At 69.2% G+C, this 25,438-nt stretch carries 6 protein-coding genes; all 6 read right to left on the minus strand.

Annotated elements, in window-relative coordinates; all coding sequences use genetic code 11:
* Positions 1-95 precede the first annotated feature (95 nt).
* From ACLB90_RS02040 to ACLB90_RS02065, 6 genes are read right to left on the minus strand one after another with little or no spacing between them, the layout of a single operon-like run.
* Positions 96-3,140 (minus strand): amino acid adenylation domain-containing protein, encoded by a 3,045-nt coding sequence (locus ACLB90_RS02040; protein ID WP_411851394.1) that lies wholly within the window; start codon positions 3,138-3,140, stop codon positions 96-98.
* 1 nt (position 3,141) lies between these two features.
* Entirely contained in the window at positions 3,142-4,203 is a 1,062-nt protein-coding gene (locus ACLB90_RS02045; protein ID WP_411851395.1) for a TauD/TfdA family dioxygenase, read from the minus strand.
* The gene (locus ACLB90_RS02050; RefSeq protein WP_411851396.1) at positions 4,200-8,630 is read right to left on the minus strand and encodes a type I polyketide synthase; all 4,431 of its coding nucleotides are present in this window, start codon (positions 8,628-8,630) and stop codon (positions 4,200-4,202) included. The genes ACLB90_RS02045 and ACLB90_RS02050 overlap by 4 nt, the downstream gene beginning before the upstream one ends.
* Positions 8,623-11,679: a non-ribosomal peptide synthetase gene (locus ACLB90_RS02055; RefSeq protein ID WP_411851397.1), complete on the minus strand. Its 3,057-nt coding sequence runs from the start codon at positions 11,677-11,679 to the stop codon at positions 8,623-8,625. Before ACLB90_RS02055 ends, ACLB90_RS02050 begins: the two co-directional genes overlap by 8 nt.
* Positions 11,680-11,737: 58 nt before the next feature.
* Positions 11,738-12,766 (minus strand): TauD/TfdA family dioxygenase, encoded by a 1,029-nt coding sequence (locus ACLB90_RS02060; protein ID WP_411851398.1) that lies wholly within the window; start codon positions 12,764-12,766, stop codon positions 11,738-11,740.
* Complete coding sequence (locus ACLB90_RS02065) at positions 12,759-25,436, minus strand: amino acid adenylation domain-containing protein (protein WP_411851399.1); 12,678 nt, start codon at positions 25,434-25,436, stop codon at positions 12,759-12,761. The genes ACLB90_RS02060 and ACLB90_RS02065 overlap by 8 nt, the downstream gene beginning before the upstream one ends.
* Between the last annotated feature and the right edge of the window lie 2 nt (positions 25,437-25,438).

A 25,438-nucleotide genomic window follows, 5' to 3' on the forward strand; every position in this document is an offset into this window, starting at 1 on the left:
TGCGTCCGTTTGCCGGCACGGCCCGCGCCTGCCCCATGCCGCGCGCGTCCTGCCTTGTCAGTCCTTCCGCGGCGCGTGGCCGCAGATCGCGTTCCTTAAAGCTCCAGCACATCCAGTGCCGAGCCTGCGTCGGCGGTCTCCTCGATCAGCGCCTGCAGCTGGGTCGCCATTGCCGACAGCTCGGGATGGTCGAAGATCAGCTTGATCCGCGCCTCGACATCGAACGCGTCGCGAATGCGGGAGATCAACTGCATGGCCAGCAGCGAGTGGCCACCGCGCTTGAAGAAGTTGTCGGTGCGGCCGATGCCGTCCACGCCAAGCAGTTCCTGCCACAGCGATGCAAGCCGGGATTCGATGCCCGGTTCCGGCGCGACGTGCACCACGCTTGCCCGCAGCTGCTCAGGCGCGGGCAGCGCACCGCGATCGATCTTGCCGTTGGCCGTCCGCGGCAGCGCGTCCAGCTGCAGATAGTCCTGCGGCAGCATGTGCGACGGGAGCCGGTGGCGCATGTGGTCGTGCAGACCCAGAACGTCGGCGGCCGCGCCGGCGTGTGCGCTCCAGTATGCGATCAACACCTGCTCCCCGGCCTGGCCGCGTGCGACCACCGCGCACTGCGCGACCGCGGGATGCTGCGCGAGCTGTGCTTCCACCTCGCCCAGTTCGATGCGGTGCCCGCGGATCTTGACCTGCGCATCGATGCGCCCCACGTACTCCAGACGCCCGTCAGCGAGGGGCCGTGCCAGGTCGCCGCTGCGGTACAGGCGCGCGCCGGGACCGGCGCCGAACGGATCGGGGAGGTAGCGCTCGGCGGTCGCATCGGCGCGCCCGGCATAGCCGCGTGCCACCCCCGCGCCACCGATGTGGACTTCACCGACCACCCCCACGGGTACCGCGTCGCCGCCGGCGTCCAGCACATAGATCCGGGTACCCGCCGTCGGCCCCCCGATGCTTACACGCGGCCCGCCGGCGCGCAGATCCTCGACCGTGCACCACACGGCGGTCTCGGTGGGACCGTATTCGTTGAACAGTCCGGTGGCAGGAAGCAGCGCACCGTGACGTTCCACCAGCGCCGGTGGGCAGGCCTCGCCTGCAACGATCACGGTGCGCAGGCTGGTCAATGTGGCCGGATCGCCCGACGACAGCAGCGTGGCGTACAGGGACGGCACCATCAGCGTATGGGTGATCCCTCGGGCACGGACCAGTTCGGACAGGCGCGCGATGTCGTGGACAACCTCGGGCGTCGTCATGACCAGCGTGCCGCCGGACCCCAGGGTCCAGAAGATGCCGGCAATGGAGCTGTCGAACGAGAACGACGACAGCAGCAGGAAGCACTCCGGCGGATCCCGGTAGGCCAGACCGCGGGCTGCAGTGGACGCAAGGATGGCGGCGTGCGGTACGCAGACGCCCTTCGGCTGGCCGGTGGAACCGGAGGTGTAGATCATGTACGCGGCGATGTCCCGGTGGAGATCCGGGTCCACGCCGGGATGGCCGGCTGCCGTCGCCAGGGCGTCACGGAACACCAGCGATGTCAGCGGCAGGCCATCGCACAGGTTCGCCTGTGTCTGGTGGTCATCGACGATCAGCCACTCGGCAGCGGCATCGGAAAGCATGTAGCGCAGTCGCGCCGGCGGATAGGCCACATCCAGCGGCAGGTAGGTCGCACCGCAGCGCAGTACCGCCAGGATCGCAACGATCATGTCCAGCGGGTTGGCCAGGCACACGCCGATCCGGCGCTCCGGTCCCGCGCCCAGCGCGGCAAGGTGTGCCGCCAGCTGCGCGCTGCGGCGCTCCAGGTCGCCATAGGTGAGCTGCTGCGATTCGCGGATCAATGCGATGCGCTCCGGCGACTGCGCCGCCGCCTGCAGGAACAGGCCAGCCAGGCCCCGCCGGTCGGCGGCGATGGCCGGCAGCGCTGGCCCATGCACGATGGCACCGGCGGCGGTGCCGGCAGACCCTGCTGCTGGCGCGTCCACGGCGGCCTCCAGGTCGGCCGCGCATACGGCGCGCAGCGCATCCAGGTACTGCTCGCCCAGGGCGGCGGCGTCCGCATCCCCATACTGCCCGCGGTCGTACTGGATCATGACCTGCACACGATCGCCGAACTGCTCGCACACAAGATCCAGCCCGCCCTCGGTGTCGGCCGGGTGCGACGCGACCAGGCGCACGGCATCTTCCGGTGCCGGAACGTACGCACGATGCAGGAAGCCCGCAAGGCCACCGGACGCTGCTGCCGCAAACGCCACGCTGGCAGCGGCGGCGTCAATGGACGCGTCCAGCTGCTCCAGGGCCTGGCCAAGGGCGTGCGCGGGATCCACCTCGAATCCGACGACGACGCGCTGGCTGTAGGGCCCGATCGCATCGTCCAGCTCGGCAACGCGCGACGGGGCTTCAATGTCGAGGTGAACCAGGCTGTCGCCCTGGTGCCGGCGCAGAACCTGCAACCAGGCAAACAGCAGGCTCGCCCTTGCGCCACCCGGTTGGGCCAGCGCCAGCAACTGCGTGGACAGCGCTGGGGGGACGGACACCTCGAGGCGCCCCCGGCCCCCGGCCGCGCCGGCAACCGGGCGCGCGAATGGCAGGGCCCGCTGCAAACGGGCGCCATCAGGACCGCCCGCCCGGGCGGGCCACTGCTGCTGTTGCCATTCGGCGTAGTCGGCGTGCTGGACAATGGCGTCCTCGAGCGCGTCATTGCCGCCAGCCAGTTCGTTCTGCAGGTGGCGCGCGAATACCGCCAGGGAAGCAGCGTCGAACTGCAGATCGGTGCCGCGCAGCAGCAGGTGCCCCCCCTGCGCATGCGTGAACGCGACGGCCTGCAGCGATCCGACCGGCAGGCTGGAAAGACCGGCCAGCAACGCCAGGTCGTCGGCCTGGCGGCCGCTGGAGGGCAGCCATTCGAGCCGTGCCTGCGGCAGGACCACCTGCAGCGATTCGCTGAAGCCCTGCACCACCGGGTACGACGTACGCAGCACTTCATGGCGATCCACCACGGCGGCTACCGCTGCCTGCAGCCGGTCGGCGTTCAGCCCGCCGTGCAGTTCCCACGCATGGATGCAGATGCGGCCGACGTCATCGGCCGGGCGTCCCGCCAACCGGGTGCGCTGTTGTTCCGAAAGACTGTAGCCGGTGTGTTCGTCCTGCATGTCACGTCCCCTCCGTGGTCGTTCCAATGGCCGCGCCGCGCTGCGCCTGGGCCATGCCTGTCAACACCCTGCGCTCCCCCTGGAAGGGTTCGCGGCCATGCACGACGAGCATGTTGTCCAGCCAGATGACATCGCCGGCCTGCCAGTCGAATCGGGTCATCTCGCGTTGATAGATGCCGCGCAGGCACGTGAGGTGGTCCGGGTCGATATCCCCGCCGTCGCCGTGGAAGGTATTGGTGGGCATGTCGTGCGCCGGGAAGGTGCGCATCAGCTCCTCGCCGATGCTGGGCGGCAGCGTGCTGACGTTGAAAAAGGTGGCGTGGTTGAACCAGAGTCTCTCGCCGGTCTGCGGATGCGCCACCATCGCATTGCCGACCTGGCGCGTCATCAGCCGGTCGCCGGCCTTCCACACGGTCTCGATGCCAACACCGGCACAGTAGCGCTCGACCTCGGCGCGGTCATCGGTCTGGAACACGGTCGGCCACGGCAATCCGAATCCGTCACCATAGTTGCGCACGTAGAGGATCTGCCGCCGCTCGAACGTCTCCACGATGTGCTCCGGAATGGCCGCGGTGATCCGGCGCGTCGCTCCAAACGGCGTGGCACCGCCGGTGGACGACGGAATGGCGCAATGGAAGTAGAGGTGCAGCGGATAGACCGGCGAGTAGGAATGCTCGTTGTGCGGGAAGATCCACTGGTCGCTGGGATAGTCGGTGGACGTGTAGATGTTGCCGGCCACCGTCGTCCGCGGCGAGGCGCGGAACCGGTACTCCAGCGACGCGCCCGAACCGGCGACGATGCACTGCTCGAACGCGGCACTGCTGCCGACCGCGAAACCACGGAACAGCAGCGCCCCATGTTCGAGCAGCAGCGCGGCGAGTTCCTCCCGATTGGCCTGTATCCACTCGCCGAGGACCTGCCCAGGCGACTGCGCAGTGAACACCAGCGGCAGGCCCGCCTGCGCGTGCATCACCGAACGCGCGACGCGTCCGGCGCCCGACACGCTCATCGCGCGTCGGCGCGTGCCACGCAGCCCGGTGGCCGCGTCCTGTTCCATCGTCATGCCTCACTCCTGTCAGCCTGCGCGGCAACCTTGCCGCTGATTGGTCGTCGCTTGACCACGCCGATCCTGCCGGCGGCCAGCCGTTCATCCTGCTGCCTGCGCGCCTGGTCGCCGGTACGCAGCTCGGCCAGCAGCGCATCCACCGGCAGGTCGGTCTGCTCCACCAGCCGCCGCAGCAGCAGGCACAGCTTGTCCAGCCAGCGCTCACCTGCATCGGCATCGAACAGAAGCCGGTTGTATTCGATGCGCAGCCCCGCCCCGGCGTCGTTGCTCCAACCGGTTACGACCATGTCCAGTTCGGCCGATTCACGCACATGCGGCCATGCGAGCACCTGCACGCCGGGCAGCTGCAGCGGCGGGACGGGCGCGTTCTGGAGCACCAGCTTGTGCTGGAACAACGGTGCAAAACGGCGGTCGCGGGGTAGTGCCAGCGCAGCCACGACCTGGTCGAAGGGCACATCCTGGTTCGAATGGCCTTCGATCGCCAGCGCCTGCACGCGCGACAGGTACGCGTCCACACCCTCGCCTGCCTGCAGGCGCACCCGCAGCGCGAGCAGGTTGACGAAGAAGCCGATCATGCCTTCCATCTCGGGACGGGTGCGGTTGGCGACATCGGTGCCGACCACGATGTCGCCGGCGCCGCTTTCCTGCGCCAGCAGCAGCGCATAGGCCGCCAGGTACAGCGAGAAGCGCGTGGTCCGGCGCCGGCGCAGGAACCCGGCGATGGCCGATTCCAGCGCTGCATCGAGCTGCAGCGTCACCACCCTGCCCTCGAAACTGCGCTCAGCGCTCCTGCGTGCGGGATCGGCAATGCTGGCGTGCGTGTCCGCCCCTGCCAGTGCCTGCGTCCAGTACGCCAGCTGCCCACCGGCCATCGCCTGCCACTGCGGCGACTGCTGCCAGGCGGCCACATCGATCGCATCCGGGGACCGGGCAGCGGGGACAGGGCCCGCGATCGCGCCGATGCGGTGCAGGTAGTGCGCCTGCAGATCGCCGATCAGCACGCCCATCGACCAGCTGTCGCCAACGATATGGTGCAGAGCCACCGCCAGGACCAGATCATCCTCACCCAGGGCAACCAGCAGGACGCGGATCAGTCCGCCCTGTGCCAGATCGAACGGCCGGGCGGCAAAGCTGCCTAGGATCTGATCGACATGCTCGGCCTGCAGTGGCCCTTGCGCGACCTCGATCCGCTCGATGTCGACCGTGGCTGCCGGCAGCACCCGCTGCCAGGGACGACCGTCTTCGTCGAAGAACGCCGTCCGCAGCGGCGCATGGTTGGCGACCAGCGCCTCGAACGCGGCGCACAGTGCGGCCTGATCGACGGGCCCGCTCAGGCGCGCGGTCGTCAGGATGGTGTTGGCGCCCGCCCCGCCCTCATGGCGTTCGAAGAACCACATCCGCTGCTGGGCGGCGGACAGGGGGACCTTGCGGGCGCGTTGTGCGTCGTCCAGCGCCGACAGGTCGGGCAGCGGGGTGGCGACAGGCGCCGGCGACGCCTGTCGTACCCGCTCCACCACCTCGCCGAGCGTGGCTGCGGACAGGAACTGGTCCAGCGTGATGCGGCTGCCCGTGGCGGCGCGAAGATGCGCGATCAGCTGGGTCGCCACCAGGGAATCGCCGCCGAGATCAAAGAAGTTGTCCTCCGGCCCGACATGCGACCGACCCAGGCGCTCGGCGCAGAGCGTCAGCAACAACGACGGCAGTGCGTCGGCGGACAGCGGCGCTGCCTCGCGTCGCTCCTGCGCGACGGCCTCCGCAGACAGTGCAGGCGCCTGCGGCCGCGGGGTGATGCCGGCGCGGTCCACCCAGTGGCGGCGGCGTTGGTAGGGGTACGTAGGCAGCGGAACTCGGCGGCGTTGGCCGGCGGGCGGCAGGCTCCAGACCACGCCGGCACCGTGACACCAGAGCTGCGCGTGGGCGCGCGCCATCGCCACGGCTTCCTCGCCCGCCGCAGCCGGATGCCCCAGGCTGGACAGCGCGACCGCCGCGTACGCGCCACCGGCCACCGTGTGCCGGGCGAGCGACGTCAGGCCCTGGCCCGGACCGACTTCGAGCAGCAGATCGCTGCCGCTGGCCAGCAGTGTCTGCACGGCGCGGTCGAAACGAACCGGGCTGCGCAGGTGGTCCACCCAGTAGTCGGACCGGGCGCAGCGCTCGGCATCGACCCAGTCGCCGGTAATGTTGGAGACGAACCGACGCACTGCCGGGCGCATCCGCACGGTGTCCAGCACGGCACGGAATCCGGGCACCGCGCCCTCAACCAACGGCGAATGGAACCCGTGCGAGGTCATCAGGCGACGACGCGCGATGGGTGGCGCAAGCTGCGCCTCCAGCGCGTCGATGGCCGCCGTGGTACCGGCCACCACGCAATGCCCTGGTGCGTTGTAGGCCGCAATCGTCACGCCCTCCGGCAGCAGCGGCGCAAGCGCATCGGCGGGAACCGCGACGCTGAGCATGGCGCCCTGCGGGGTTGCCTGCATCATGCGGCCGCGCGCCACAACCAGCTTCAACGCGTCGGCCAGGTCGAAAACGCCGGCCAGCGTGGCAGCGACATACTCGCCCAGGCTGTGCCCCAGCATCGCATCGGCATCCAGGCCCCGGGCCTGCCACGCCTTGGCGAGCGCATAGCTGACCAGGAAGATCGCCGGCTGCGCCAGCTCGGTCTGGCGCAGACGCTCGGCCGCCGCCTCATCGCCCGGCTGCAGCAACAGCGCGCGCAGGTCGTGCGGCAGCATCCCCTGCAGCAACCGTTCGCCAGCATCGAAAGCGTCACGGAAGGCGGGGTCGGCGGCATGCATCGCCGCGGCCATGCCCGGATACTGGCTGCCCTGCCCGGGGAACAGCATGGCCACCCGAGCGGCAGGCTGCGCGGCGCGCGTGCCGCCATCCGGTCGCTGCAGGGCCTGGACGGCTTCCTCGATCGTGCGAGCGACAACCGCGCGCCGCAGCGGCAGCACGCGGCGACCCTGCTGCAGGGTATGGGCGACGTCGCCCAGCGCCAGGCCGGGGTGCGTCTGGAGATGGCTTGCCAGCGCGGCACTCGATCGCTCCAGCGCCACCGCATCCAGTGCCGACAGTGCCAGCACGTGAACGCCGCCATCGCATCCCGGTACGCGGCGCGGCGCTTCTTCCAGCACGGCATGGACGTTGGTACCGCCGATGCCGAACGAACTGATGCCGGCACGACGCGGCCGCGAGCGGTTCGGCCAGGAAGTCCCGTTGGCTGCAATCCTGAACCGCGATCCGGTCAACTGCAGCGCCGGGTTCGGCGTGACGAAACCCACCTGCGGCGGAATCAGGCCGTGCGCGAGCGACAGCGTGGCCTTGATCAGTCCAGCGACGCCGGAGGCGGCATTCAGATGCCCGATGTTGGCCTTCAGCGAGCCGAGGTGGCACGGCTGCGCTCCACCCGCGCCATAGGTCGCATGCAGTGCATCCAGTTCGATCGGATCACCCAGCCGGGTGCCGGTGCCATGCGCTTCGATGTAGTCCACCTCGGCCGGATCAACCTCCGACACCAGCAGCGCCTCGCGGATGACCCGCGCCTGGCCTTCCGGACTCGGTGCGGTGAAGCCGATCTTGCCGCGACCGTCATTGTTCATTGCCGACCCACGGATCACCGCGTGGATGTGGTCGCCATCGGCGATCGCGTCCTCCAGGCGTTTGAGCACCACCATGCCGACACCACTGCCGGGGAGCGTTCCTGCCGCAGCGGCGTCGAAGGGACGGCAATGCCCGTCCGGCGAGAGGATGCCGCCCTCGTTGTACGCGTACCCACTGGTCTGCGTCGCCAGAATGGACGCAGCCCCCGCCAGGGCGATGTCGGTCTCGTACTGAAGCAGGCTGCGGCACGCAAGGTGGACCGCCGCCAGCGACGAGGAGCAGCCGCAGTTGACGTTGAGACTGGGGCCGCGCAGCCCGAGGGTGTAGGAGACGAAGGTGGGCGCGAAATCTTTTTCGTTGTGCAGGTAGAGGGGGTGAACGCCGACCATCCGCACGATGTCCGGCGAGGCCAGCAGATGCTGGTACAGATACCCGCTGGTACCCACACTGGCGTAGATGGCGATCAACCCGGGATAGGTGCCCGCCACGTAGCCGGCGTCCTGCAGCGCTGTTTCCGAGCACTCCAGCAGCGCTTTGTGCTGCGGATCCTTGAGCTGGGCATCGCCCGGGGTAATACCGAAATAGGCATCGTCGAAGTCCTCGACGCCGTCCATCACCGCCGCGCGACGGACATAACCGGGTTGCGCCGCCGTGGCCGCATCCACGCCGGCAGCCTCAAGCGCAGCAGTGTCCAGATCGGTGATGCACTCCCGGCCATCCCGGATCGCCGCCCAGAAGGTGTCGATATCGGGCGAGGCCGGGAACCGTCCGGCCATCCCGATGATGGCCACCGCCTGCGCGGGAACAGAAGGTTCAGACATCGGTACGTGCCTCGCGTTGCCGCTGCAGCGCAGCCCGTGCCTTTTCCGCACGACGGGCCATATCCTGCTCCGGCGTGCGTGTGCCCTGCTCCGGCGCCGGCGAGGCGTCGTAGAACCGGGCCTGTGCGGCGATGGTGGTCGCCTGGAACAGCGTCACGATCGGCATCTCCCTGGCAAATGCGGCGTCCAGCCGGGCCTTCAGCTGCACCAGCAGCAGCGAGTGACCACCACAGTCGAAGAAGTTGTCTTCCACGCTGACCTCGTCCACCGACAGCAGCGCCATCCAGATCGCGGCAATGTCCTGCTCCAGCGTCGTGCGCGGCGGAATCACGGCGCGGCCGCTGCCCCGCTGACGGCTGGCAGGCGGGAGCGCGCGCCGGTCCACTTTGCCGTTGGCGGTCACCGGCAACTGCTGCATCCACACCAGCGCCGACGGCACCATGTGGCCAGGCAGGCAGTCGTGCAGCTGCGCGAGCAGCGCCGCGTCACTCGGACGCACCGCACCGGCAGGCACCAGGTAGGCCGCCAGCCAGGCGTCGGCGCCCGCGTCCTGGGCGACCACCACGGCGCCGGCGACGCCCGGCAGGCGGGCGAGCACCGACGCCACCTCGCCCGGCTCGACGCGATGGCCGCGGATCTTGACCTGGTCGTCGGCGCGGCCCAGCAGCTGCACCGCGCCGTTCGGCCAATAGCGGGCACGGTCGCCGGAACGGTACATCCGCGTGCCAGGCGCCCCCTCGCCGGACACCGGCTCGGGCAGGAAGCGTTCGGCAGTCAGGTCGGGGCGGGACAGATAGCCCTGCGCGACGCCTGCACCAGCGATGTACAGCTCGCCGATTCCGCCCACCGGACAGGGCTGCAGTTGTGCATCGAGCACGTGCAGCCGCAGGCTTCCCAACGCACGACCGATGGGGAGGCCGGCATGGTGGGGTGCGCCTTCCGCCTCATGGGTCGCCACACCGATGGTGGTCTCGGTCGGGCCGTAGTGGTTGAGTACCCGCAGGTCGGGCCGGCGCTCGCGCAATCGCGCCAGCAGTGCCGGTGCAGCCGGTTCGCCGCCCAGCACCAGGCACTGACGCGGCAGCACGGCATCGCCGCCCGGCACGTCCAGCAGCGCCGCAAGGTGGGACGGAACGATCTTCAGGCAGTCCACCGGATGGTCGGCCAGGTGCCGGCTCAGGCGCGCGGGGTCGAGGATGGTGTCGGCCGGTACGATGTCGAAACAACGGCCGGTAAGCACCGCGCCGTACAGCGCCGTGTAGCCGAGGTCGGCGGTCCAGGTGGACAGTGCGCTCAGCGACGCCGACGGCTCCAGCCGCAGACGCTGCTCGATGCCCTGTACGTAATGGCACAGCGCCTGATGGCTGACTTCAACGCCTTTCGGGCGGCCGGTGGAGCCGGAGGTATAGATCACGTAGGCGATCTGCAGGGGGTCGACCGGCGCCCGCGACACCTGCAATGCCCCATCGACACGCGCCGGCAGCCGCTCGACATCCAGCATGGCCATGCCGGCGACCCGCGGCCAGCGATCCGCCATGCCCGCATGAACCAGCACACGCGGCGATGCTTCGGCAAGGATGTCGGCGAGGCGCTGCGCCGGTGCGTCCGGATCCAGCGGTATGTAGGCGATGCCACAGCGGAGCGCGGCAAGCATCGCTGCGATGCAGGTCGCATCGCGAGGCAACACCAGCGCGATCCGCTCGCCGCGCCGTGCACACAGATCCAGCAGCGCATCGGCGATGCGGCCAACCTGGCGATCCAGTGCGGCGTATTCCAGGACCACCTGCCCAGACCGAACCGCAGGTGCGTGCGGGAACCGTGTCACGCACGCATCGAACAGCGCACCGGCACTGCCCGGCACTGCGGGCGTGACCACCGGCGCCGGCAGAACGGCGCAGCCGGCCAACGGCGCCTGCAGCAGCGCACTGCGCAGCTGCTCCGCCATGACATCGATATCGCCCGCGGTGAAGCAGCTCTCATCGAACACGAATTCGAGTGTCCATGCGCCCCCATCGACACCGGCGCGCAGCACCAGCTGGCCCGGGCCGATGGGCAGGCCGCTGTCGCCGCGTCGCCGTGCGGCGCCGTTTCCGCCGCCTGCGCGCCACTGATAGCCGTGGACGGGCAATGGCAGGGCCGGGTCAACATACTCCTGGTGGCGTCGCGCCTGCGCGAGTGCTTCAGCCATCCGCGCAGGAATGTCGGTGGCTGCCATGTCGCGCGTATCGCAACGCAGCGGGATCGGGCGGGCAACAGGACCGACCACCGTGGCGAGCTCGGCAAACCGGCGGCCGTCATCGAACAGCGTCAGGTCCAGCGCGGCCGCGCCGCACCAACGCGACACCACCTCGTGCCAGGCAACCAGGGCCTGCAGTTCCGGCTCGGGCGGCAGCATCGGACCCGCCTCTACCCGGTAGCACCGTCGCGCCGGGGTGGCAGCGGACGAGGACGCGTGGCGCGCGAACGGAAGGCGCATCGCGTTCGCGGCGTCAGCGGTTACTGCGGACCAGAAGGCGCGTCCGGACTCGGCCGCCGGACTTTCCAGAACCTCGTGCATCCACTCGGCGATATCGATGTACTGCGTGTCGGCCACGAACGGATCGGGCGCCGCCAGCGCCTGCGCCAGCAGCGCCAGCGTGGTGTCATCGGCGATCCAGGCGGGTGCGCGCAACAGCAGATGCTGCGGGCCTCCCTCCGCGTCCAGCAGCGCCACCGCCAGGTTGGCCTCCCGACTTGCCTTGCCGTCCAGCCAGGCATCGACCAGTGAGGCGACATCCGCCCCGGTATCCATGCTGCCAACGACCAGGTGGCAGCGCGCCGTCTCGCGGACGTACTGCACCGGTTCACGGAGACCGTCCACCTGGACCAGTTCGACCCGCAAAATCTCCAGCTCGCTGCCCAGCCGCTGCAGCCGCGACGCAAGTTCGTCACGCGTCAACGGCGCATCGAGGGCGAACAGTGCGGCGCTGCAACCCGTTCCCGTGCTGCGTCCCTGCCACGCGTGGCGCTGCAGGGGCGACAGGCGATATCCGACTTCAGTTTCCAGCATGGTTTTCCTTCATCCCTTGAAGTCCAACTGCGTTCCTGGCTACCAGTGCTGCAACGGCTCAATCCGTCATGGCCACCAGGATCCTCCTGGGGCCGCGAAACGGCATGCGACCGTGCGCGAACAGCATGTTGTCCAACACCAGCAGGTCACCACTCTGCCAGGGGAAGCGGATCGCATGGCGCTCGTAGCAGCCACGAATCTCTTCCAGCACGCTGTCCTCTATTTCTCCCCCATCGCCGTAGCAGGCATGCCGGGGAAGGTTGTCCCTCCCGCACGCCGCCAGCAGCATCGCCCCCTGGTCTTCCGGCAAGGAAGACACGTGAAACAGGTGGGCCTGGTTGAACCAGACCTTCTCACCGGTCAGTGGGTGTGTTGCAGACGCCTGGCAGACCTGCCAGGTGCGAAGCCGTTCCCCTTCCCGCCAGGAGAATCCGATTCCCGCCTGGGCACAGAATGTTTCGACCTCGCTGCGCGATTCCGTCTGAAACACTTCCTGCCAAGACAGGTCCAGTTCACCGTAATTGCGAACATACATTATTTTTCGCCGTTCGAGGCGCTCGCGAAGCACCGGATCGAGCGACGCATACACTTTCCTGCTGTCGGCGATGGGCGTCTCACCGCCTTCGGCGCTGGGCTGCTGCGCATGGAAGTAAATGACGCCCGGCCACGCATGGGTGTACGAGTTCTCGTTGTGCAGCGGGATGGCGTACTCGGCGGGATATTCGGTGGAGGTGTAGATGCGGTCGTCCAGCTGGGTGCGCGGCGTCGAGCGGTTCTCGTAGGTGAGCCGCTCGCCTCCCCCCAGCGCATCCACCACGCCTTTGAACACCGCCACGTCGTCGATGCCCATGTTGCGATACAGCAAGGCGCCGTTCCGCAGCAGACTCTCGCGCAGCTGACTCCGATGGGTCCGGGTCCAGGCCACGGGATCGATCTGTGCCCCGGCCGCCGCCTGCAGCCGCCGCGGCACGGGATGCCCGTCCGCGAAATCCACTTCCTCCACCAGATTGCCTGACACCGGCACCTGGCGTCGCCCGCTACGCTGGCGCAACAGGGACAGCGAGGACGGCGATTCGATCTCACTCATGGTCGACGACTCCTTCGTTGATGATGGCGTTGCGCCGACGACTCCGCGCCAGCATGCCGTGGGATGCTTCCTGCAGCGATGCCGCCTGCCGCCCCTGCGCGGCCTCGTCGAACCGGGCCAGTGCACCGATCAGTGCCTCCACGGTGTGGGTGGGTGCTGCACTGGAAACGTCCAGCAGGTGCGTGAACCGGGCCGCGATGCGTTCAGCGGTGCTGCGGATGAATACGTCCGTGTTGAAGCTCAGGCTGCCACGCAGTTCGCCCTCCACTTCTTCGATGGTGAACTGCAGGTCGAACTTGGATGAACCGGCGTCCACGCCAACCGGCTCGACCATCAGGCCGGGCATCGCCTCCTGCTGGATGGGGACGTTCTGCAGCACCAGCTTCACCTGGAACAACGGGGTGTGGGCCAGCGTGCGCGGATGGCCCACCGCATCCACCACCTGGTCGAAGGGCGCGTCCTGGTTCGCATACGCATCCAGCGCGGTGTGGCGTGCGCGCCGGAGCAGCGTCTCGAAGGTTGGATCGCCGGCAAGATCGACACGCATCACCACCTGGTTGGCGAACAGGCCAAACACGTCTTCGACGTCCCGCTCGGCGCGGTTGGCCACGGTCGCTCCTATGGCGATATCGCGGCTGCCGCTGGCGTGCGCAAGCACCACATCCAATGCCGCGAGCAGGTACATGTACAGCGTGACCCCCTGCGTGTGGCACTGCGCGACGACGCGATCGCGCACGGTGCTGTCGATGCGCAGATCCACGGTCGCACCGCGGAACGTCTGCACGTCAGGCCGCGGAAGGTCGGTGCGGATCGGAAGCAGCGCCGGCAGGCCGGTCAGCTGGGTGCGCCAGTAATCCAGCTGCGTGGCGATCACACCCTCCAGCTGCAGCGTGCGTTCGCGCGCCACGTGGTCGGCGTACCCGAGCCGCGGCGGCGGCAACCGCGCGCCATCGCTACCGCCGGCGTAGAGCGCGGCCAGCTCGCGCAGCAGCAGCGCCATCGACCAGCCGTCGGCGGCGATGTGATGCATGCTCAGCAGCAGCACGTGCTGCACCGGGCCGATCCGCACCAGTGTGAAGCGATGGATCGGCCCGGCCGCCAGGTCGAACGGCGCGGCGGCCTGTTCGCGCGCCAGCGCCTCCAGCGCCTCCGCATCGCAGGCGATCAGCTGCATCGCGCCGGCCATGTCAGCATCCACCACCCGCCGGGGCACGCCCGCGTCTTCGACGAAGCGCGTGCGCAGTGCGGCATGGCGGTCCACCAGGCGCGCAAGGCAGTCCCGCAGACGCTCCACGTCGAGCACCCCGTCCAGGCGCAGCGCGGTGGTGATGTTGTACGTCGCGTCCTGGCCCTGAAGGCGATCCAGGAACCACAGGCCCCGCTGCGCATAGGACAGCGCGCCATCGTCGACCACCGGCCCCGACAGCGTTCGACGGGCGGTGCCGGCGCACCGTTGCGCATCGATGCGGGCCGCCAATCCGGCCACCGTGGGCGACTCGAACAGGGCGCGCACCGGCAGGTCGATGGAGAACGCCTCCCGCGCGCGCACCACCACCTGGGCGGTCAGCAGCGAGTGACCACCGATCTCGAAGAAGTTGCTGTCGCGGTCCACGACCGGTCGGGCCAGCACGTCACTCCAGATGCCCAGCAGCAGTTCCTCGCTTGCCGACACGGTGCCGGGCGCGACCGGCAGCGTCGCCCCCTGCCCGTCCGGCATCGGCAGCTGCTTGCGATCCACCTTGCCGTTGGCCGACAGGGGGAACGCCTCCAGCGTCACGTAATGCCACGGCACCATGTAGTGCGGCAGGCGATCGGCCAGGGCGGCCCGCAGCGACGCCGCCTGCGGCTCGCCGGACTCTGCCGGCCGCAGGTAAGCCACCAGCCTGCGTTCGCCCGGCGTGTCCTCGCGGACGACCACCAGCGCATCGCCGACCCCCGGCTGCTGCTGCAGTGCCGCTTCGATCTCGCCCAGTTCGATGCGATAGCCGTTGACCTTGACCTGGAAGTCGGCACGCCCGAGGAACTCGATATTGCCGTCTTCCAGGTAGCGGCCCATGTCGCCGGTGCGATAGAGCCGCTCCCCCGTACCGGGATGGATGATGAAGCTGGCGGCCGTCTTGACGGGATCGCGCCAGTAGCCGAGGGCCAGACCGATGCCACCAATGAACAGATCGCCCTGGATGCCGACCGGACAGATCTCCAACCTGGTATCGAGCACGTAGAAGCGCTGGTTCGCCAGCGCCTTGCCGTACGGAATGCTGGGCCAGGACGGGTCCACCTCGCCGATGGGATAGAGAATGGACCAGATCGACGCCTCGGTGGCGCCGCCCATCGAGACGATCGCGCCGCCCAGGAAGCGCGCCCGGTAGCGTTGCGGCAGCGACAGCGGAATCCAGTCGCCGCTCAGCATCGCCAGCCGCAGGCTGCCGGGCAGACAGCGGTCCTGCCGTTCCAGGTCGTCCACCAGCAACTGCAGCAGCGCCGGTACCGTGTTCCACAACGTCACCCCGTGGGCCTGCAGCAGGTGCGCCCATGCGGCCGGATCCTGCTGCACGGAGGCGGCCGGAATCACCACCGCAGCGCCCACCGCCAGCGGACCAAAAATGTCGTACACGGAGAGATCGAAGCTCAGTGACGACACTGCAAGAATGCGATCACGCGCATCCACCGCAAAGCGCGCGTTGATGTCACGGAGGGTGTTCACCGCGCCGCGATGATCGATCATCACGCCCTTGGGCTGCCCGGTCGAGCCGGAGGTGAAGATCGTGTACGCCAGATCGGTTGCCGCCTGCAGTGCCGGCACCGGCCCATCCGACAGCGCGTCGTCGGCGTGGATATCCAGCCGTGCCACACCTGCGGGCAGCCGATCGTCGCTGGCCACACCCGGCACCGACAGTACTGCGGCAGCCTCACCGTGGCCAACCAGGAAGGCGCGGCGTTCAGCCGGCCAGGACGCGTCGATCGGCAGATAGGCCGCACCGGCATACAACACGGCGTACACCGCGACCACCTGCTGCCAGCCTTTCTCCATCGTCACCGCCACATGCTGTCCGGGGCGCACGCCGGCAGCGCTCAGACGCCTGCTGACGGCAAGCGCGTGCTGGTGCACCTGGCGGTAGGTCATCTGCCGGTCGTCGGCAATGACCGCCACGGCATCCGGCGTACGCGCCAGTTGTGCCGCGAACAGGCCGTGCAGCGTCGCGTCGGGGTCGCCAAGCTCGGTGACGGTGGCGTTCCAGTCCGTGTCCACCGACGCCCGCTCGGCAGCGGTGAGCATGGGCAGTGCGCCCAGGGCCGAGTCCGGCTGCTCGGCCATCGACTGCAGCAGCTGTGCCAGATGGCCGAGCAACCGTGCCGCAGCGGCCGGCGTGAAGCGGTGCGCATCGTGATACAGGCAGAACGACATGCGCTCGCCGGGCTCGACCATCAACGTGAGCGGAAGCTCGGTCTGGTCCAGCGCGTCGGCCCAGTCGATCCGCAGTCCATCGCCCAGCACGCCGTCGACCGCGGGATAGTTCTCGAACACCACCAGGGTATCGAACAACGGCGTACCGGAGGCAAGCCCCGACCATTGCACGATATCGGCCAGCGAGCAGTGCCCGTGCGATTCGCGTTCGGTCTGCGCGGCATGCAGGCCGGCCAGCCACGGCAACAGGGCGAGCGTATCGTCCACCTGCACCCGCACCGGCAGACTGTTGATGAACGGCCCCACCGTGCGTTCAACCCCGGGCAGGTCCACTGGCCGGCCCGACGCAGTGCAGCCGTACACCACGTCGGCATCGCCGCTGTAGCGGGCGAGCAGAATCGCCCAGGCACCCTGCACCAGCACGCCAAGGGTCAACTGGTGGCGGCGCGCCAGTGCCTGCAGGGCAGCCGTATGCCCTGCCTCCAGGCTGTCCCGCGTGGCAAGCGGACGCTTCCCGTCGCGCCCGGCGGCACCGGCGCTCCCACCGGCCAGTGGCTGGCGCGGGGACAGCCCGTCGAAGGTCCGTTGCCAGTACGCCGCCATCGACGGGCGGTCCTGACGACGCAGCCACGCGACGTGGTCGGCGAAACGACGTGGTTCGGGCAGCTCCGGCCGACGGCCGGCGACCAGCGCCTGATAGCACGCCAGCACCTCGGCGAGCACGATCGCGCGCGACCAGCCATCGGACACGGCGTGATGTTCACTGAGCACGAAACGGTGGACGTCGTCGGCGAACTGCAGCAGATAGACCCGCAGCAGCGGGGCCTGCTCGAAACAGAAGCCACGCTCGCGGTCTTCCTGGAGCAGCGCCTGGTAGCGCTTCTCCTGCTGGTCTGGTGGCAGCGCCCGCCAGTCGTGGAACGCCCACGGTAGTTCGACGCTGCGCTGTACCACCATCACCGGTACCGCGCCCGCGGCACGCTGCACGCTGGCGCGATAGACATCGTGGCGTCCAGCAACGATCTGCCACGCCCGTTGGAATGCTGCGGCATCCAGACGCCCACTGATCTGATTGCGGAGGTGGGATACGTACACGCCCTCACCGGGCGCCAGCAGCGAGTGGTAGATCAGTCCGTGCTGGATCGGGGTGACCGGGAAGATCGTCTCGACCATGCGAGCCGATGCAAGTCCGGTGGCGGCGACGAGCGCATCCAGTTCTTCCTGGCCGTCATCGAGCAGCGGTACGTCCGAGGGCGACAGTCCGCCGCTCGCTGCCAGCGTGCAGTGTCCCACCAGGCCGCGCAGCGCCTGGACGTACTGCGCTGCCCATGCGGCCACGTCCTCCGCCCGGACATACGTGGGGCAATAGGTGAATACCACCTGCAGCCGCTGGTCCTTGACGAACGCCACCACATCGATCGCGTGGGTGCGCGTCTCGTCATCGGCCTGCATGGCGCCCGGGTGTTCCTGCGCGAGATCGAACAGGCTGTCCTGCCCCATCGACTGGTCGAACTGCCCGAGGTAGTTGAAGCTCACTGCCGGTGCCGGCGCGTCGCCCACCCCGTCGCCCAGGTAGCGCACCACGCCATAGGCCAGTCCCTTGCCAGGCAGCGCGCGCAGCTGCTCCTTCACCGCCAGCAGGCAACGCCCCTCGTCACCCGCTGCAGGCAGTTCCAGCGTGAGCGGGAACATGGACGTGAACCAGCCCACCGTACGCGACACGTCGATCTGGTCGAACAGGTCTTCGCGTCCGTGTCCTTCCAACGTCAGGCTCAGCTGACGCTGGCCGGTCAACGCGCGGGCGGACAACGCCAGGGCGCACAGCAGCAGGTCATTGATCTCGGTACGGTAGGCGGCTCCGGCTTCACGCAGCAGGCAATGGGTGTCGGCTTCGTCCAACGCCAGTTCGTACTGCTCCTGTCCGCCGTGCTGGTTGCGGCCGCCGTCAAGCAGCGGCACGGGCAGCGGCGCCACCGGCATGTCCTGCCAGTAGCGGGCCTGACGGCTGGCCTGCTCACTGCCGGCGTAGTGCTGGAGATGCTCGATCCATGCCCTGTAGGCGCTGCTCTTGGCAGGCAGAACGGCCGGGGTGCCTGCTGCGTGCGCGGTGTAGAGCGCGGCCAGGTCCTCCAGCAGAATGCGCCAGGACACCCCGTCGGTAACCAGATGGTGGACGACCAGCAGCAGTCGCAGGTCGCCCTGTCCCAGGTCGAAGCATGCAGCACGCAGGGCGGGAGAACGCTCCAGCACAAGACCGCCCTGCAGTGCAGCGGCACGGTCCTGCATGACCTGCACGGCCGCGTCCGGTGCATGCATGCCAAGGTCGTGCCATTCCGGCACCACCTGCGCCGGGGCACCGTAGGACTGGTGCCACTGGCCGCCTTCCTGCCGATAGCACAACCTCAGTGCATCGTGGTGCAGCGCCAGCGCAGTGAGCGCCGCCTGCATCGCCGGCAGGTCCAGCGATGGCAGATTGACCTTGAGCAGCAACGACTGGTTCCAGTGATGCGGGTACGCGAACGGTTGTGCGAAGAACCACGCCTGGATCGGTGCGAGGGGACAGTCGCCGCTGAGCACGCCCTGTTCGGCCAGGATCGCCGGTGCGTCCGGCTGCGCCGCGACCTCGGCCAGTTCGGCGATGGTCTGCCGCTCGAACAACTGCCGCGACGTCAGGCGCAATCCTGCCTGGTTGGCCCGTGCCACCACCTGCGTACCCAGCACCGAATCGCCGCCCAGCTCAAAGAAGTTCTCATGCACCCCGATGCGCTGCAGCCCGAGCACCTGCCGCCATACCTCCATGAGTGTGCGCTCGCACGCGTTGCGCGGCATCTGCGGATCGTGACCGGCAGCCGCTCCCGCAGCCCCCATGCCGGCAAGAGCGCCGTGGTCCAGCGCCCCGTCGGGCAGGCGCGGAATCCGCTCGCACGGCCGCACCTCCAGCACGTGGCGGTGCCCCAGACCATCGCGGTAGGTGTCTGGAGCCTGCGCAGCAACGGCGGCAGAGGCTGCGATATACCCCGCCAGCACGCGGCGTCGGGCCGGCGTGCCCTCGATGTCGGGCAGCAGGTGTCGATTGGCACCGTCCAGTCCGACCGAATAGCGCCCCGGCGCGCGGCACAGCACGGCCTTCATCGACACCCAGCCCTCTTCCAGGCTGATGGCGTGGTAGCCCATCGCACGCGACGCCTCACGCGCATAGCCTGGGTTGTCCTGGCTCATGCCTACGTCGTCCCACATGGCCCAGTCGATGACGTAGGTGTTGGGGAAACGCAGGCGCAGCTGTTCCGCATACCCCGCCAACGCGCCATTGGCCATCGAGTACGCGCCAAACGTCGCGCCGCCGTACAGCGCGTTGACCGAGGAGAACGCAACGCACAGCAGCGACGGGCGTTCCTCGAGGAGCGGCACCAAGGCATGCAGCCCGCCGACCTTTGGCGCCAGTGCGGCGAGGTAAGCCTGCTCGGACTCTTCCGCCAGGCCGTGGCGGCTGGCCTGCGACCAGTGGTTGGCCACGTTGCCGCCCTCCGCCAGATCGCCCGCCAGGTGGAACACCCCGTCCAGCGCCCGCCCCCACTGCCGCTCGGCCTGGGCCACGGCTGCGCGCATGGCGACGCTGTCGGTGACATCGGCCTGGACATAGAGAACCGCGCCATCGCGCGCGCGCGACCGCAGCTCGGCCAAGGCTTGGGCCCGCTCGCGCTCACGCGCGTCGCCGTCCAGCGTGGCGGCGCTGCGTCCGATCAGCAGCACCTGCGCGTCGAGCTCGTGGCACAAGCGGCCGGCCAGGTAACGGCCGATGCCGCCCAATCCACCGGTCAGCAGGTAGGTTCCGCCCTTGACCAGCGGCAACGGCTGCGCATCGGCTCCGCTGACATCCAGTTCGGACAGCCGCGGTAGCAGGCGCTGCGATCCGCGGTACATCACTTCCGTATCGAGCGCGGCGGCACTGCCTTCCTCCAGGAGCCGCGCGATGACCGCCTCCGTGCCGGTGCCGGTGCCGGTGCCGGTGCCGGTGCCGGCAAGATGCACCAGGCTGGGTTCCAGATAGCTGGCCTCCAGTGCGGCGGTGCGCAGCAGGCCTGGCAGGGCGGCGTCGGCCGCAGTGGCAGCGGCCTCACCGTGCCGTGCCAGCAGGAACTGCACATGCTGCGCCGGGGCGCATTGCGCCAGCGCCCGCAACAGCGCGCGAACGGGTGCCAGGACCGCATCGCTCGCGCCCACCGGATCGTGCACGTGTCCATCGGCGCGATCCTGCCAGAGCCAGAGCAGCTGCAGCCCGCCCTGCGTGCTGGCGAGTACGGCGTCCAGCAGTTCCCGATGGTCGTCCGGACGATCCGGGCGTACCACGTGGGTCCGGTGCGCCGCTCCACCCGGTGCAACGAGGTCCATCGCAGGCGCATGATCCGCGGGCCACACCAGCCAGAGCGGCACGGTGTCGCCGGACGCCGCCAGCACCGCGCGTGCCTGACGCGCATCGTCCACGAACGCGATCCGTGCCGCGGGGCTACGTCCGCCCACGGCACGAAGCTGCGCGGGCCGCCATCTGCGCCGATGGAACCACGCCGGCACCGTGTTCGCATTGCCGGCCAGCAGGTCCTGCGCACGCAGCAGGCTGTCGAACTGGCCACCCATCAGCTGCGCGGCCAGCTGCCCGCGCTGGATCTTGCCGATGGAGGTCTTCGGCACGTCGTCGACCGACAACGGCACGATGTAAGACGGATTGACCTGGCAGCCGCGCAGGACCGCCTGGCGCACCGCGCGGATGGCCGCATCGGTGTCACCGGCCTCTGCGGCGGGAACGAAGAAGATCGCCAGTCGATCGGTCGCCGCGCCGGGCTCGCGCACTGCCGTGGCCGCGGTGTAGGAGATCTGTACGGCCCCGGTCTCATCCACCACCTGCTCGATCTCGTGGCTGTGGAAGTTGGCACCGTTGATGATGATGACGTCCTTCTCGCGACCGGTGATTGTCAACCCCACCGCGCTGATCGTGGCCAGGTCGCCGGTGTTGAACCAGCCATCGGCGGTGAACGCCTCCGACGTCGCCTCGACGTTGTGCAGATAGCCACTGGTGACGTTCGGGCCCTGGATCTGCAGGCGCCCGACCCGCCCCATCGGCTGCACACGGTCGTCGGCATCCACGATGCGGATGGCCACGCCGGGAATCGGCTCACCCACCGCGACGAACGGATCATCGTCGCGGCTTCCCTCCAGGGTCAGGCGCGAGAACACCACGCCCGAGCACGTCTCGGACATGCCCCAGGAGGGGCGCATGCTGGTGCCGGGAAGACCGAACGCGCGCAGCCTGCGCAGGAACCCACGCGCGCTCTTGCTGACGATCGCCTCGCCGCCATTGAGAATGAACTGCATCGAAGACAGGTCCCAACTGCGTTCCGGCGCGTGGTCCACCGCCTCGTTGACCAGCGCGAAGGCAAAGTTGGGCGCCCATGTCGCGGTCGCGCGATGCTGTTCGATCAGGTCCAGCCAGCGCAGCGGCGCTTCCAGCACATACTCGGTGCTGACTTGCAGCTGCTCGCAGGCAAGCCAGGTATCCAGCACGTGGAACATGACCAGCCCACCGACGTGGTCAAGCGGCATCCAGTTCATCGACACCGCGTCGGCATCGAACCCGTTGTGCAGTGCGGTGGCCGCCGAGCGCGCGATCAACGCCCGGTGGCTCTGTCGCACCGCCTTGGGCATGCCGGTACTGCCCGAGGTCAGCAGCAGCAACGCGACATCATCGGGGGCCGGCGTGTGCAGACGGCCCTGCGCCCGCGTGCGTGCAAGGGCGGCGGCATCGAGGGCGGCGACCGGCACGTTCTCATGGCGCAGCAGCGCCGCGATCGCACCGTGCTGGGCAGCACTCGCAACCACGGCCCTGGGCTGCAGCAGCCGGCAGGTGTTGAGCAGCTTGTCACGGCCGGCACTGGGCACGTCATAGCTGGGCAGCACACCCAGCGGCACCGGCACCAGTCCGCCGAGCACGCAGGCCCAGAACACCGGCACGAAATCCAGGTTGTCGGCGAGCTGGAGGACCACGATGTCGCCGGGGCCGAGGCCCGCCTGGCTCAACCCGCCCAGCACGTGCTCTGCCTCGGCCAGCACCTGGGCATAGGTCCGGCGCACGGCGATGCCATTACGATCAATGCAGATGACCCCCCGGTCGCCTGCTGCTGCGCGGCGCAGCACGTCGCCCAGATACGCCGGCAGGTCCGACGGCAGCGCACTGCCTTCGAGCAGCGCGTCGGGCCGAGGCGTGGCCCCCTCCTGCACCGTCGCGTCCCCGGCCTCTTCGACCCTGGCCTGCTCCACGGCCTGGCGACGCCAGCCAGGAATCGCATCAGCAAGGTGGTGGCGGCGCGCCTGCACCTCGGCGTCCACCAGCGCCACGGCGGTGTCTGCGCCCGCGGTCGCCTCGGACAGTGCCTGCGCGACCCGCGCCATGTCCCCATCTGCCAGCGCGGCGCACATCTTGAGCGCGGCCAGGTCGACGCGACCGTCGGCGCACAGCGGAATGGTTGCGACGCTGACCCAGATGTCCGGGCGCAGACCGGCCGGCATCGACCGGGCGGTCGCCTCGGCGACCGATGCCACCGCCTCGCTGCGCGCGACCACGACGTACACCACGAGACGGTCGCCTTCGGCGGTGGATTGCAGGGCGACATGCGCATCCTTGACCATCGCATGCGCCTGCACCGTTGCTTCGATGCACGCCAGCGCACGCGCATGGCCATCGCGCCGCACCACGTCCGCCGGTCCTGCCAGCAGCTGCAGCTGCCCGTCCGGACGCCAGCGTGCGCGGCGCTGCACCGTCAGCGGCTGCGGCTGCGGACCGGTCACGCGTACGGTACCGGCGATGGTCGGTGCGCAGGCACGGCCCTGTGGGTCGCAGACGTCTATGGCAGCATCCCACGCCTGCCAGCTGTCCTGGCCCGCAGGCGCGATGCCGCCGGCCATCGAATGCGCGATCACGTGCCCCGGCGATGCCGTGAGCTCGTGGAGGTGGTGAAGCTGGGCGAGCGCGTCGCCCAGCAGGTGCTGCAGGCGGTTGAGGTCGGTGGCCCCACCCACGTAGATCAGGGTGGGCGGCAGCAGGCCCGGGCGCTGCGCCTGGACCTGGCCGATGTAGCGGTCGTCGCAGAGCAGTGCCTGCCCCGACAGCTCGCCGGGCCGCAGGTTGACGGATGCCGCCTGCCCCGCCCACAGCATGTCGCGCACGAATCCTGCAGCACCCGGGCGCCGCAGCACGGTCACGCTCTCGCCACGCGCCAACGCACAGCACGCGCTCTGCCGCACGACCGCCGCATGCAGCGCGTCGTGCGTACATGTCTGGACCGTGCCGTCGTGATCCACCTGCAGGGCCGGCATGTCCAGATGGGGCGACCACGCCGCGTCCAGGCCAACGGCACCGTCCGGTGCGCCCATGTCACGCCAGACCAGCACGCGCACGCCCGCATCGGCCGGCGACGCCGGTTGTCCGGCGTCATGGATGAGGACGGTGCAGCTGTGGCGGTCCAGCAGCGCGCGCAGCGCGTCCGCCGGCAAGGTGGAATCCAGCAGCAACGGCACCACACCTGCGTGCCAGCAGGCCAGCACCGCCGTCCAGCACGCCACCGCGTCGTCCATCGCCACGCCGACCACGGCGCCCGGAGGGGCGGCCTCCGCCAGGCCGCAGGCCGCCGAGACCGCCCGCTGCAGCAGACCGGTACCGTCGTGGGTGCCGTCTGCATCCAGCAGCTGCATGCCCGCGCATCGGGTCTGCAGCCCTGCCACGGTGGCCGCGTCGGTCGACGCCAGCCCTGCCGGCAACGGCGGCCGCGCGGGCAATGCCGCAGCCATCGTCGCCGCCACCGGTACCTCGGGCGCGCGCACCAGCGCGCTCAGCAGCGCGCTGTACTGCGCTCCGAATGTCCGCATCGTCGCTGACTGGTACAGGTCCGTGCTGTAGGTGAGGATTGCGCGATACCCGCCGGCCTGCGGCTGCAGTTCCAGCACCAGATCGAAATCGCTGCCCTCGCGACCGACCTCGATCTGCTCGATCGTCAGGCCGCCCAGTGCAAGATCCCCGCCCGGCACGTTCTGAACGGCGAACAACACCTGCGCCAACGGCGCGTGCGCGGTGCTTCGTACCGGATTGAGTGCGTCCACGACCTGGTCGAACGGCAGTTCCTGATGGGCATACGCCTGCAGCGTGCCGTGCCGGACCTGTTCGAGCAGCTGTGCGAAATCGAGCGACGTGTCGATCTGGTCACGAAGGAGCACGGTATTGGCGAAGAAGCCGATGACCCCTGCCAGCTCCGAGCGGCCACGATTGGCCACAGGAGTCGCGACCAGGATGTCGCTACGTCCGGTGTGGAGGCCCAGCAGCACCTCGAATGCCGCAAGCAGGACCATGAACGGCGTAGCGGAGCAATGGCGGGCCAGCGTGGCCACCGCCTCGGCCGTGGATGCATCCAGGTCGAAGAACAGCGTGGCGGCCTGGAAGCTCTTGGTTGCGGGGCGCGGATAGTCGCCCGGCAGGTCCAGCAGAGGCGGCGCATCGGCAAGGCGCTCGCGCCAGTACGCCAGGTGGCGCTGGGCCTGGTCCGGGCCCATCTGGCCCTGCTGCCAGTGCGCGTAGTCGACGTACTGCACCGGCAACGGGTCGAGTGTCGCGGTCGCGCCGCTCGCATGGGCCGCATACAGGCGGCTCAGCTCCCCGATCAGGACGCCCATCGACCAGCCGTCGGAGATGATGTGGTGCATGTTCACCAGCAGCACATGCGATTCGGCGTCTTCGCACAGCAGCTGCGTTTCGAACAGGGGCCCTGTCTGCAGATCGAATACACGCTGGCTCAACGCCGCGCAGCGCGCCTGAACCGCCTGGGCACGATCGGCGGACGCCAGTGGAGACAGATCAACCTGGGTGAGCGGCTGGCCCTGTGCGGGCCGCACGCGCTGTACCACGGCGACGCCGTCCAGCTCGAAGGTGGTGCGCAGGGACTCGTGACGTGCCTGCAGGTCGTCGAGCGCGGCCTGCAGCGCCGGCAGATCGAGCGGCCCATGCAGCCGGACCGCCGAAGACATGTTGTACGCCGCATTGCCGCCGCGCTCCTGGAACATCCACATGCGCTGCTGGGCCGGACTGACGGCGTGCAAGGCCTGGCTGCGATCCACCACCGGGATGGGCGCCGGCGCGGTCGCGGGCCCCTGCTGGCGCAACGCGCGCATCAGCTTGTCACGTTCGGCGGGAGAGAGACGGGCGATCCTGTCGTTCAGCGAATCCATGT

Origin of the sequence: Stenotrophomonas sp. LGBM10, assembly GCF_046736075.1 — a bacterium.
Taxonomy (GTDB): Bacteria; Pseudomonadota; Gammaproteobacteria; order Xanthomonadales; family Xanthomonadaceae; genus Stenotrophomonas.

What these genes read in the sequence shown, in the direction of transcription:
- ACLB90_RS02045 (WP_411851395.1), bottom strand. Translation starts at nt 4,203, where the DNA reads ATGACGATGGAACAGGACGCGGCCACCGGGCTGCGTGGCACGCGCCGA.
- ACLB90_RS02065 (WP_411851399.1), bottom strand. Translation starts at nt 25,436, where the DNA reads ATGGATTCGCTGAACGACAGGATCGCCCGTCTCTCTCCCGCCGAACGT.
- ACLB90_RS02050 (WP_411851396.1), bottom strand. Translation starts at nt 8,630, where the DNA reads ATGTCTGAACCTTCTGTTCCCGCGCAGGCGGTGGCCATCATCGGGATG.
- ACLB90_RS02060 (WP_411851398.1), bottom strand. Translation starts at nt 12,766, where the DNA reads ATGAGTGAGATCGAATCGCCGTCCTCGCTGTCCCTGTTGCGCCAGCGT.
- ACLB90_RS02055 (WP_411851397.1), bottom strand. Translation starts at nt 11,679, where the DNA reads ATGCTGGAAACTGAAGTCGGATATCGCCTGTCGCCCCTGCAGCGCCAC.
- ACLB90_RS02040 (WP_411851394.1), bottom strand. Translation starts at nt 3,140, where the DNA reads ATGCAGGACGAACACACCGGCTACAGTCTTTCGGAACAACAGCGCACC.